The following is a 12012-nucleotide window of genomic DNA, read 5'->3' on the forward strand; positions in this document are numbered from 1 at the left end:
GGAGTGGACTATAAAATCTTCAGTTCTTAAGGTATAATTTCCGCATGGCTGTCTGCTGTTCAACGGTTATTCCGAGGCCTTCGGAAAAATATTTTTCGATACTGCCGTATTTTGTCTGCACTTCGTCAAATGCTGCATTGAGGTACTCTTCTCTTACACCAAAAATGGCTAAAGGAATCGATTTCGATCCACCTGCTGCGACAAACTTTTGGATTAGAGTGTCGTACATTGGGAGAATATATTCATTACTGCGAAGATAATCCTGCATAACCACTTCCCTCGGCACGCCAAGAAGAGTCAGCAGGGCTGCAGCTGCCCATCCGGTACGGTCTTTCCCGGTTGCACAATGAAAAAGTGCGGGTAACTGATTTGTGTCTGCGAGCGAGAGGAATAATTTCCTGAAATTTGTTTTTGCACTCGGAAGGGAAATGCAATCGCGGTAAGCCTGTTTGAAAAGGGCTTCGACCTTGCCATCACCAAGTTCGATATTCGCTTTTTTTGGGTCAGTTAAAAGGGAAGTCAGATTTGCAGGTCCCGAAGAGGGAACATCAGCAAGTACATCCAGCCAGACATTCTTCACGCCGGCAGGAAGCTCATCCGGGGCGGGATTTTTCTCTGCAGCAGTCCGTAAATCAAAGACATTTTTGAGATTCAGTTTCTCAATTTTAAGCATATCGCCGGCACTGACATTGAAAAGCTGGTTCGCCCGAAATACCAGCCCATTAGCAATGGTGGCTCCGCTTGTGGTTTTGTAGCCCCCCAAGTCCCGCAGGTTTGGGACGGAAGCGATGCCCAGACTGCGTCCCGGTTCAGGTTGTTTCGCTTGCTTGTCTGCCACTTTTGAGCAGGAAATAAAAATAATACTTGTCAGTACGATAAGTGAAATAAGTGTGAAATTTGTGTAAAGTTTACTAATGTAATTCATGGTGTATATTCAATCTCTGTTGAAAAATAAAAAAAAGCTTACAAAAATTATTAACTTTAATTGATGAATCAAAGAATAGATAAATTAATGTACCTTCGATGCAAAATACAAAAAATATTGATCATCAGAACAAAATAAACTCAGGAGTTGCAGGCGTCATTTCTGTTCTGCTTTAACATCTGATGCGATGAAGATATTGCGGTATCCGCTCTTCGAAGGTGATGTCTGACCCGTTTTTTTTATATTTGGGAGGTTAATAGATCAGTTATTTTTCAGAGCCCGGGAAAACTTATGAGATCCGGCCGGAATGATACAAAAAAGAGAGCACTTAAGTATTAAAACTAAAAATGAAACAAAGAGAGATGAAAAACGAAAACAATTATTTAGCAATTAACCGGCAATCGTGGAACAACAGAGTAGCTACACATCTAAAATCTGAATTCTACGATCTTGATAATTTTATTAAAGGGAAAACTTCCCTGAACAGTATTGAGCTCGATTTACTTGCAGATGTAAAAGGGAAAACGATTTTGCATCTGCAATGTCATTTTGGACAGGACACAATTTCACTCTCCAGACTCGGTGCGGAGGTCACTGGAGTAGACCTGTCGGACAAGGCTATTGAAAGCGCAAAACAGATTGCATCTGATACAAACTCAAATGCCAATTTCATCTGCTGTGACATTTACGATTTACCAAATCATTTGGACAAGCAATTTGATATTGTCTTTACAAGTTACGGAACAATTGGCTGGTTACCCGATCTGGATAAGTGGGCTAAAATCGTTTCCCGATATCTGAAACAAAACGGAAAATTTGTGTTTGTAGAGTTCCATCCTGTAGTTTGGATGTTCGATGACAATTTTGAAAAGATTGGATATAATTATTTTAAATCGGATGCGATCATAGAAACTGAAAAAGGGACCTATGCCGATAAAACCGCGGACATTGTCGTGGAATCTGTTTCGTGGAATCACAGTCTAAGTGAGGTAATCACCAGTCTGATACAAAACGGACTCGAAATAAATTCTTTTGAGGAATATGATTATTCTCCTTACAACTGCTTTAACAAAACAATTGAGTTTGAACCCGGAAAATTTCGCATCGAGCATTTAAGCAACAAAATTCCGATGGTATATTCCGTAGTGGCAAGGAAGAAATAAAAAGAGGCTTTCTCACTAGTGGCGTCCTTTTTTTCAGCCATTCAGATTTGATTTTAATACCAGCCCTCGGGGCGAAATGTGGGTAGAATCGTGTAACAAGTAGCAAAGAAGCCCTGGGGGCGACATGTGGATAGAATGTATTAGAAGGGCACTCGGCCAAAAACTTAGAAAAGGAGTGACAATCGTCCTCGATTGTCCAACCACTTAGTTTTGGTACTGGGATGGTTTTTGCTTATTTCGGCAAGTGAGTTTTGGCCTCGCACCTGATAAAATCAGTAGAGCGCAAGGAATAATTAATGCAAAGAGAATGGAACTTCTATACGAGAAATATTCAGGGAGCAAGTTTCACAAGAAGAAGAGAAAAAGAACAGTTCAATTACTGCATGTTGATGAACTGATATGACTCCTCAGCCGACCATCTAGATCGGAAGTCTGACCAATGTAGTAGTGATTGATGGATTTCGAGTAGAGGATGTAGAGATAAAACATTGAAGAAATCGGAATATTTAAAATGAAAAAGCCCGGAAAACCGGGCTTTTTGGCGGGACCGACGAGACTTCCCGATCACTCGGGACGACCTCCTGCGTGACCTGTCAGTTCCATAATAAAACTTCGACTTTTCATTTTTTTGATGAAGGATTCTCTTTTCGCAGCTTCAGAGCGGGTAGGGTATTCTTCGAAATAAATGATTTGCCAGTCGGTGGCTCTTGATGTGAAACGGGAAGATGAATTGTTATGTCTCCTCAGCCGACCATCTAGATCGGAAGTCTGACCAATGTAGTAGTGGTCTATGGATTTAGAGTAGAGGATGTAGAGATAAAACATTGATAAAATCGGAATATTTAAAATGAAAAAGCCCGGAAAACCGGGCTTTTTTTGGCGGGACCGACGAGACTCGAACTCGCGACCTCCTGCGTGACAGGCAGGCGTTCTAACCAACTGAACTACAATCCCAAAAAACTTTGTTCGAAGGAGCGACCTTCCCGATGAATCGGGACGACTAACCAACTGAACTACAATCCCATTTCCTAAATCAGAATGATTTGGACTTCAAATATACAACGGGGAGAAATATTTTGCAAGTGTCTTTGTAAAATTTCTTAAAATATTTTAATTTTTTGTTTGAAACCACCCGAAAAGCGTGATTCTACTCGTCTCCGGTACCGAAAATTTCTTCCATTAAGCCGATGAGATCTTTCAGGTGGAAGGGTTTCGAGAGATAGTGAGTAAATCCTCTTGCTCTAAATTCTTCTTCATCGGAATGGGCAGCATATGCTGTTATTGCAACGAGGGGTTTGTCTTTATAATGGTCGGTGACTTTGATTCTCTCCATCAATTGGGCACCATCAATTCCGTGACCAAGGTTTATGTCAATAAGCATTCCGTCATAGTCGTCTGTTGCCAGTTTTTGAAATGCTGCTGCTGCATCAGGAACCATATCCAATTGAAACCTGCCACCGAGGACTCTAAAAACCAGATTCTGACAGTAAATGTCATCTTCCACATACAGAAGTTTTTTAGCCTTTTTACCGTTTTCCATCGCTATTCTCCGGTTTCAAGATATTGTTTCGAGCTCGCAACAATTCCTTGGTATTAAAGTTGAACAATACCAAAACGATCCGGGAATTTCCCGCCGTTTGGATTTGCAATTGTAAAAATAATGATAATCGGGAACATATCAGGTGTTTTGCGTCATTTTTCTTGTAGAGTCTGGGAAATGAATTTATAATCCTTAAAAATTGTTATTATATATACCAAAACACCATGGAATTAAATGAAAATTCTGCTGACCGGAGTAACCGGTTATATCGGAAAACGGCTTTTACCACTTCTTCTTGAACAGGGGCATGAAATTGTCTGCTGCGTTCGTGACAAAAAAAGGATTCCAACTGAAGGCATTTACGCTGACAAGAGGTTAACTTATTTTGAAGTGGATTTCCTCAAAGAAATTGTCATACCTCCGGGAGTCAGAAGTGTGGATGCTGCTTACTATTTGATTCACTCCATGACCTCTGATATCCGGAATTTTGAGCGACTTGAGGAGACATCCGCAAATAATTTCATGAACCTGGTTACCGCTCTCGATACCAAAAGGATCATCTATCTGGGTGGAATCACCAATTCTTCCGATCTCTCAAAGCATCTTGCATCGCGGAAAAAAGTTGAAGAAATTTTGGGCAGCACCTCAATTCCACTGACTTCAATTCGTGCGGGGATAATTGTCGGATCGGGAAGTGCCTCCTTTGAAATTATTCGCGACCTGGTGGAAAAGCTCCCCGTAATGGTTACACCTAAGTGGCTGAACACAAAAAACCAGCCCATCGCCATAAGGAACATACTTGAATGTCTGACAGGAGTTTTGGATCACCCCGAGACGGAAAACAAATCGTATGATGTCGGAGGTCCCGATATTTTGACCTACAAGCAGATGCTGCTGAAGTTTGCAGAAGTCAGGGGCTTGCGAAGATATATCTACACTGTCCCGGTGATGACTCCCCGGATATCGTCCTACTGGTTGTATTTTGTAACCGCCACTTCATATAAACTTGCGGTGAACCTTGTAAACAGTATGAAAATTGAAGTGATTGCGAGGAATAACGATCTCATCGAACTTCTGGGGATAAAACCGATAGAATATAAAGAGGCTGTCGAGCTCGCTTTTCAGAAGATAGAGCAGAACAATGTTCTCTCAAGCTGGAAGGATTCGCTTGTGTCGAGTTCGGAAGACAGCTCCCTCTTTGATCACATCAATGTACCTGAAAACGGCGTTTTTAAAGATATCCGTGAGAAAGTGATTGAAAAAGATCCCGACAGGGTTTTGCGGAACATCTGGTCGATTGGTGGAGAAAGAGGGTGGTATTATGCGGATTTTTTGTGGGGAATCAGAGGATTTCTCGATAAACTGGTCGGAGGTGTAGGCTTGCGGAGGGGAAGAACCAATCTCAACACGATTAATACCGGTGACACTCTCGATTTTTGGCGGGTGCTGGCGGCAGACATAGCCAAAAAGAGGCTCCTCTTGTATGCTGAGATGAAGTTACCGGGAGAAGCGTGGCTTGAGTTCAGGATTCTCAGAAAAGACGGTAAGGATATACTACTCCAGACGGCGACATACAGACCAAAAGGGATATTTGGCAGACTGTACTGGTATTCAGTCCTTCCCTTCCACTATTTTGTATTCGATGGAATGGCGAAAAACATAGTCAGCTATGATCTATGAACTATTAGCTGATTTGCAGTTAATTTTCCTGGAAAATTGCGTCTATCAGTTCGCTAAGGTCTTTCAGGAAAAACGGTTTTGAAAGATAGTGGGTAAATCCTTTTTCCAGAAATTCAGCCCTGTCGGAGAATGCAGCGTAAGCGGTGATGGCCACAAACGGTTTGCCTTTGTTTTCTTCCATCGATTTGACTTTTTGCATAAGTTGCACACCATCCAGGCCATGTCTAAGATTGATATCGATCAGAAATCCGTCGTAAACATTCGTTTTCAATCGTTGCTGAGCTTCCTCGGCATCGATCACAAAATCGAGATAATATTTATCTGAAAGTACTCTTGATACAATATTCTGGCAAAACTGATCATCTTCCACATAGAGCAGTTTTTTTTCAGAGTGGCGAATTTCTTTTCCCATTAGTGTTTCCTCTTCGATAATAAGTTCTTCATTAGATTTATTAATAACTTCGTCGACGGGCAGAACAACCTTGAAAACTGTGCCGTTTTTGGGTTCACTCTCAAGTGAAATGGTGCCACCGAGCAATTCGACATATTTTTTGGTAATGGAGAGTCCGAGACCCGTTCCTTCGAAGGTTCTGCCCCTTCCTTCACTGGCTTGTCTGAAGGGAGCCCAAATAATTTCCTGTTTGTCATGCGGAATGCCGATACCTGTATCGGTAACAGTAACAGTCAAAAGATTTTTACTCTTCGAGTTGATAAGATTAACCGATAATTCAACTTTACCCGCTTCTGTATATTTTACAGCATTGCTGACGAGATTATTCAGGATAGAGCGGAGGATTCTCGGATCTGAAACGATGAAAATACCTTTTTTTTGTTCGTTCACAATAAAATCGATTTTCTTCGACTCAGCAGCCTCCTTATAAGTGAAATAAATTTCATTAATGAAATCTGCCAGGCTTACCGTTTCAACAACACATTTTACTTCAGAGAACTCAGCCTGAGAGAGCGAGAGAATTTTGTTGAGTGTATCAGTCAGCCTCTCCGCACTTTTCATGATGTTTGCAACCATCTGTTTTTCACCGGGTTCTTTTACATTTTCTGAAAGAAGCTGAGCATAACCCCAAATTCCCACAAAAGGTGTCCTGAGTTCGTGGCTCATGTTTGCGAAGAAATAAGACTTTATCATATTCATTTCTTCTGCTTTTTCTTTTGCAGCTGTCAGTTCAGCCAGGGTTCGTTCCTGTTCTGTAACATCCCTGCCGACGAGTAACAGATTCTTTATCTTCCCGTTTTCCAGAATAGGAGAAGACCTCACTTCCACAGGAACCCTTGCTCCATTCTTTTTCAGTAACACAGTTCTGTAGGTAAGCACTCTGTTGTCACCTGAGAACCGGAGGTTCTTCCTTTTTTCCATTTCGGGGAGGAGTTCAGGAGGAACGAGACGCGAGAGATGCATGCCGGTGAGTTCTTCCTTTGTGTATCCTGAAACTTGAATTCCTGCGCTGTTAATATAAACAATCTTCTGGTGCAGGTCATGCAGAACCACGAGGTCGGGCATGGTTTCGGTAAGGAGTCTGTACTTTTCTTCCGATTTTCTCAGAGTATTCTCGGTTTCCTTCATTTCAGATACATCCTGAATGTTGGCAAGAACAAAATCCTTGTCGCCGAGTGTAATCATTTTCGCTGAAAGGAGAGCAGTAAAAACCTCACCTGATTTTCGAATAAATCTTGTTTCACGGTCTGTACAAAATCCATTCACCCTGATATCATCAACTATCCTGTCTCTTTCTTCGATGTCTTCCCAGAGTCCAATATCCAGAGTCGATTTACCAATCGCTTCTTCCCGGGGAATTCCTGAGATGAAATTAAATGCTGTATTACAGTCGGCTATTTCATCCTTTGATCTGTCAATAAGGAGTACAGCAACAGGTGAAGACTCAAAAATGAGCTTGAGGTGTTCATTCGAAACAGTAACATCATAGTTTAATCTCTGGTTAAGCAGCAGGACAAATCCAAATGTCCAGATCGAGCCGACAATAATGGAATCCAACATCGGGATGTAGTTTAACGGGTGGGGGTCAAGAAATTCAACAGGCCCGGGGCTTATGAACATTTGCCAGGAACGGTAAATCAGTACAAGCGAGTGAATTACAAAAGTGACCGCCAAAAAATGGAATATGTTGTCAGTATTTTTTTGATGCTTCTTAAACATTTCAAAAGCGATCAAACCGGAAATCACACAAACGGTTATATTCAAAATTATTCCGCGGGCGGTAATATCATTGATAACAAAAAGGAAATAAAGGAAGGTGGCAAGTGCCAATAAACCAATACTGCTTGAGAGTTTCGTCTTCAGCTTTTTATCCTGAAAAGCCAATAAACCATTATAAATAAAGATGGTCCCTGTTATGATAGCCGAGTTTTGAAGGATGACGACGATCTCGAAGATTCCGGGGATATCTCGAAAAAGCATGAGCCCGAAGCCGAATACCTCCATGGCATTCCATGCCAACCACCAGCCTGTTCCTTTGTATTGCCTGTTGGTCCTGTAGAGGATAAGGAAGACTGAAAACTGAATCAAGTGGAGAACACCTGTAACAAGCGCAAGTGTTCGCATATCTAATAGCATCTAAAAATTTCGCTTAGATTATCTCTGAAAAGTCAGAAATCTCTCCTCGGAAAGGAAAGGTAAACTACATGTTCAAATTAATAAAAAAACTAATTCCATTTAAATAAAAAGTGAAAATTTGAAAAGGATTTTCAGAGAGGGGTGTCGGATATTTAAAAAAAAGGACCCCCGCACGAGGCGAGGGTCACAGGGAGTAATGTATCACTAATCAGCAGCAGGGAATACTGAAGAGTGACATCTCAAAATTAATAAAAATACTAATTCTGTGCAAGAGTAAAATGCAACTTTTTTACTTCATAACAACAAATTTTCTTGTTTCAGTGAATTTTCCCGAAGTCAGACGGTAAAAATAGACACCACTGGAATAATTTGAGCAATCGAGAACGGCTCTGTGGATACCGGCTTCCTTATCTCCATCTACCAAAGTTGCAACCTCATTGCCGAGAGCATCGAATATTTTAAGCTGAACATTGGAGAGAGATGCTCCGCTAACCTGTGGCACAGCGTATGCGATCGTGGTGACGGGGTTAAACGGATTTGGATAATTTTGATAGAGAGCAAAATTTTCCGGGAGCCCCACTTCAATTTTTACCACATCGCTGAATGAAACTGCGCCGTTGAAGTCAGTCTGCCTGATACGGTATTCATAGCTGCCGGGTTTTACATTCCTTTCTCTGAAAGAGTATTCGGAGATGGTGGAAGTGGTGCCCTTCCCTTTTACGAATGTAACCGGGTTCCATGCAGCTTTGGTGTTGTCTTTTCTTTCGACCGTGAATCCCATGTTGTTGGTTTCTGTAGCGGTCACCCACTTCAAAACAACTTCATCACGGATGGTTTCCGCATCCAGTGAAACAAGTTCAACAGGAATAACCGAAAGTGTCATGGAAACAGGGACAGTAAGCACAGGGTGCTGACCGCAATTGCTTCTTACGATCATATCCATCGAGTAGTTACCGAAATTGAAATCCTCGGTTCTTATTTTTATCACGATTCCGGTTCGGTTTCCCTGATTAAGAGTACCAGCCATATTTCCCGAAGTGATAATCCATTCGGGTTCTGCAGCAAGTTTCACAGCAAGATTGTTTTTGACATAATTGGCGTTGTAAGCCATCTGCAGACCGTCTGTTCCTGCACCATTTTCGATACCCGTGGTGGCACCGTTCAGGGTGCCGGTCATGTTGTTGAAATAATACATGATTTTACCACCCGAGTAGATTACCACCTGCCAGGTGTAGCTTGCGGTTCCGCTGTATCTCTGGTAGTTTGTCCACTGGATGATAAATTTGTTGCCATCCTGTTTATAGTGAACGGTACCCGGTGCCTTTGCATCAAGATCGTCCCAGAATGGAGAAATTATTTCATTCGGAACGGCGCTGTTGGGTATGTTTGTGTTTGTGTAAATATTCGTGGAAATCGGGGAAAAAGTGAGCAATCCATTGGTTGAGATGTAGATCTGCGACTTTGTCTGCCCGTAATATTTGAAGTTAAATCCAAGATTTATTGGTCCGGCATATCCTTCATCCGTAGCGGAGAGGGTACCGGTGGGAGTCCACGAAGTTACCTGGGTACCGGTGGAAGCGATGTCGTTCCATTCATAAGCAGGTCCTTGAGGATCGTCGCTGTCAGCCCATTTATATCCGAAGAGATCAGGCCCGCCCGAACCCTTGGCAGATTGTCCGGGGTTGTGGAACGGTGAGTCTTTCGACTGATTCAGATCACCTTTGGGGCTCTCATTTATGAGAGAAAATGAGACAGCCTTTGACGGATAGCTGCTGTTGGCGAATTCGACAGTATAGTCGAGTGTTGATGGATTCGCTGAAGTATTCGAAATGTAAACAGTATCGATCACTTCGGTTTGATGAGTCAGCAGGTGATGTATGCTTCCCGGGTTCACCGATGCAAGCGGTGGAGCAAGTGTCGTTCCGGAGGTAACATTCGACATCGTGGATTTATTTGACCACATATCCATTGCCTTTACGGCAAAATAATAAGTGCTGTTGGCGGTGAGTCCCAAAACTGTATAGGTCTTTGGGGTACCAAGGGTGTCATTATGTCCCGAATAAATGATACTTGCGGCAGCATTAAAATCGTTGTCGTTTACAATCGGATTCAATGAATAACGGATGTCGTAGCTTTGAACACCTCCGAAAGTTGAATCGTAAGGGGCTGTCCAGTTCAATTTGAGAGAATTGGAACAGGGATCACCCGTTGCAAGGTTTGTTACGGGATTCGGAGGAGTCGGATCCGGAGGGATGTTCCTCTTTGTCTCGAGAGAGGGATCTCCCATCAGATTATACATTTCGAGGTATCTGAGCATCGTTGTTCCGGGTCCGATATTTCCGAAATGAAGAGTTGTCAGATATTTTCCCATATCCATCATTGGAGTAACTTTGGTAAGGTTGTCCTCGAACATCGATTTTATCAGCTTTCTCTCGAGAATATCGTCTTCGTCCCAATAGGAATTTACAGAGGAACCGTAAAATGAGGCACCACCTCTCTGTGTTCTTATCCATGTCTCACCGAAGCACTCGCCCAGATGATAGGATCCTGTGACGCAGGCAAAAGAATAAACAAACGGGAATATCGAGTTGGTCAGGTTTCTTACATCAGACTGTCCGAGGACGGGACCATCAGCCCATGATGACTCTGACCCGTGGCCCGAGTAGATGGCGAAAACCTTGTTGCTGTTTAATGCAGCGATCAACTGACTTGTTGTGGCTCCGCTGTTACTGTAGAGCTTCTGGTTGTTGTAACCATTCGGTTCGAAATAGGTGCTTATCACAAAATTGTGAGTTCCTTCAGTAATCGAATAATTATCCTGTGATGCCATAAAAACATTGTTCTTGGCAAAAGTGGCGATGTTATTCTCCATAAAGAGCGTTTTGTTAATCACATTCGCAAGCTCTGTTGTCGAGGTTATCGAGAACCGCCCGATAAATGCATCGGCGTAATAATCGGTACCTTGAAGGAGAGCATAGTTAAGATCGGTTTTGGGATTTCCCTCGCCGGCTCCTGTCCAAGCGGGGATTTTATCAACATCCCCCACCAGAAGGATGAATTCAGGCTTAGTAGCAGGGTTGTCGTAACGCTGTTGTATAAATGCCTTGATTGCCGTAGTAGTGGTTCCTGCGACTGTGGTTGTGAACAGATTTACATTAAATCCGTTGGCTGTTTTGTGAGCGATAAAAGGTGCGAGCCCTGCTTCGTATTCAGGGGCTGTAATAACAAGGTAATTCTTTATTTGTTCGAGGACACCTCTTTCATAGTTGGAGAAGAAATTCTCGAAGAACGACGAATAGACATCAGAATATCCGCTCTTTTTTCCCACGGGTTGAGTCAGCTCAATCGAGAAGGAGGCAGACCGGGTGATATCAAGCCGTTTTTCTGCAGGGATATAATTAAACGGATAAATAGTGATGGTTACACCCTTTACACCGGCTACAAAGAATGGTTCTGAAATCTCTATCAGTGGCTGACGGGGATTACCACTTGATGCATAAAATGCATTGTCGTAGTTGAAAGGGCGGTCTTTCAGCGGGAAGTCCCTTCTCCAGGGAGCCTGAAACGGATAGACATGTTCCTTCACTGTCAGATTTTCGATTTTCTTGTTAAGAGTCAGGATTGCGGGTGAATTTTCAGCATCACCGATCACAATGTTAAAACTTATTTTGGGAAGTGCAGGCTTGCCCGCAACAGAAGTGACACCGTATCCGGGTATCTCAATTTGAGTGAAGTTTTTGTCGGTTGATGTAAATGGTTTTTGAGTGTACTCAGGGAGTGTAAAATTGAGTTTGTATCCGTTTCCTGTTTTCACTAATTGAATTCCTTCGGGCACGGATGCAAAGAGAATTCCAAGAGATGAGAGGAACAGAAACAGCGTAAAAATTTTTTTCATGGAGGATTCCAGTATGATTGGGACGCACAAATTTCCGGTATAAAAATTCAACCGGAGAAAAAAGGGGTCTAATGGCTTAAGTCATTTTGTGACCGGGGCGCTGAAAGGGGAAACAACCATTTCAGGAAAGGAAATAAAAACCTTGAAAATATTCAATTTCCAATGCTTAAATTAGGAAATGTTTGTGTAATTTGAAATATTAAATTTTGATCATTATCTGCA

At 42.4% G+C, this 12012-nt stretch carries 8 protein-coding genes and 1 tRNA gene; 2 read left to right on the top strand and 7 right to left on the bottom strand.

The window, feature by feature from the left end; all coding sequences use genetic code 11:
* Positions 1 to 19: 19 nt before the first annotated feature.
* The gene (locus J0L60_04525) at positions 20 to 925 is read right to left on the bottom strand and encodes a tyrosine-protein phosphatase (GenBank protein ID MBN8545381.1); all 906 of its coding nucleotides are present in this window, start codon (positions 923 to 925) and stop codon (positions 20 to 22) included.
* 362 nt (positions 926 to 1287) lie between these two features.
* Here J0L60_04525 and J0L60_04530 point away from each other — a divergent pair, with 362 nt between their 5' ends.
* On the top strand, positions 1288 to 2088 hold the full coding sequence (locus J0L60_04530) for a class I SAM-dependent methyltransferase (GenBank protein ID MBN8545382.1): 801 nt from the start codon (positions 1288 to 1290) through the stop codon (positions 2086 to 2088).
* 372 nt (positions 2089 to 2460) lie between these two features.
* On the opposite strand, the gene J0L60_04535 is transcribed toward J0L60_04530, so the two are convergent.
* The 4 genes from J0L60_04535 to J0L60_04550 form a co-directional block, all read right to left on the bottom strand.
* Positions 2461 to 2577: a GIY-YIG nuclease family protein gene (locus J0L60_04535; protein MBN8545383.1), complete on the bottom strand. Its 117-nt coding sequence runs from the start codon at positions 2575 to 2577 to the stop codon at positions 2461 to 2463.
* A 75-nt stretch (positions 2578 to 2652) separates the two neighbouring features.
* Positions 2653 to 2913, bottom strand: coding sequence for a GIY-YIG nuclease family protein (locus J0L60_04540; protein ID MBN8545384.1), 261 nt, complete (start codon positions 2911 to 2913; stop codon positions 2653 to 2655).
* 52 nt (positions 2914 to 2965) lie between these two features.
* Positions 2966 to 3042 (bottom strand) — tRNA-Asp (locus J0L60_04545).
* Between the two features lie 193 nt (positions 3043 to 3235).
* Positions 3236 to 3628, bottom strand: coding sequence for a response regulator (locus tag J0L60_04550; protein ID MBN8545385.1), 393 nt, complete (start codon positions 3626 to 3628; stop codon positions 3236 to 3238).
* Positions 3629 to 3862: 234 nt separating this feature from the next.
* Between J0L60_04550 and J0L60_04555 the strand changes: the two genes are divergently transcribed.
* Positions 3863 to 5308, top strand: coding sequence for an SDR family oxidoreductase (locus J0L60_04555; GenBank protein MBN8545386.1), 1446 nt, complete (start codon positions 3863 to 3865; stop codon positions 5306 to 5308).
* A 19-nt stretch (positions 5309 to 5327) separates the two neighbouring features.
* Here J0L60_04555 and J0L60_04560 read toward each other — a convergent pair whose 3' ends face one another.
* On the bottom strand, positions 5328 to 7883 hold the full coding sequence (locus tag J0L60_04560; GenBank protein MBN8545387.1) for a PAS domain S-box protein: 2556 nt from the start codon (positions 7881 to 7883) through the stop codon (positions 5328 to 5330).
* Positions 7884 to 8184: 301 nt separating this feature from the next.
* Complete coding sequence (locus J0L60_04565) at positions 8185 to 11790, bottom strand: T9SS type A sorting domain-containing protein (GenBank protein ID MBN8545388.1); 3606 nt, start codon at positions 11788 to 11790, stop codon at positions 8185 to 8187.
* Positions 11791 to 12012: the final 222 nt, after the last annotated feature.

It is taken from the genome of Ignavibacteria bacterium, assembly GCA_017302895.1.
GTDB lineage: Bacteria > Bacteroidota > Ignavibacteria > Ignavibacteriales > Ignavibacteriaceae > UTCHB3.

Coding starts and splice junctions, on each gene's coding strand:
- J0L60_04525 (MBN8545381.1), bottom strand. CDS start 925: ATGAATTACATTAGTAAACTTTACACAAATTTCACACTTATTTCACTT.
- J0L60_04530 (MBN8545382.1), top strand. CDS start 1,288: ATGAAAAACGAAAACAATTATTTAGCAATTAACCGGCAATCGTGGAAC.
- J0L60_04535 (MBN8545383.1), bottom strand. CDS start 2,577: ATGTTTTATCTCTACATCCTCTACTCGAAATCCATCAATCACTACTAC.
- J0L60_04540 (MBN8545384.1), bottom strand. CDS start 2,913: ATGTTTTATCTCTACATCCTCTACTCTAAATCCATAGACCACTACTAC.
- J0L60_04550 (MBN8545385.1), bottom strand. CDS start 3,628: ATGGAAAACGGTAAAAAGGCTAAAAAACTTCTGTATGTGGAAGATGAC.
- J0L60_04555 (MBN8545386.1), top strand. CDS start 3,863: ATGAAAATTCTGCTGACCGGAGTAACCGGTTATATCGGAAAACGGCTT.
- J0L60_04560 (MBN8545387.1), bottom strand. CDS start 7,883: ATGCGAACACTTGCGCTTGTTACAGGTGTTCTCCACTTGATTCAGTTT.
- J0L60_04565 (MBN8545388.1), bottom strand. CDS start 11,790: ATGAAAAAAATTTTTACGCTGTTTCTGTTCCTCTCATCTCTTGGAATT.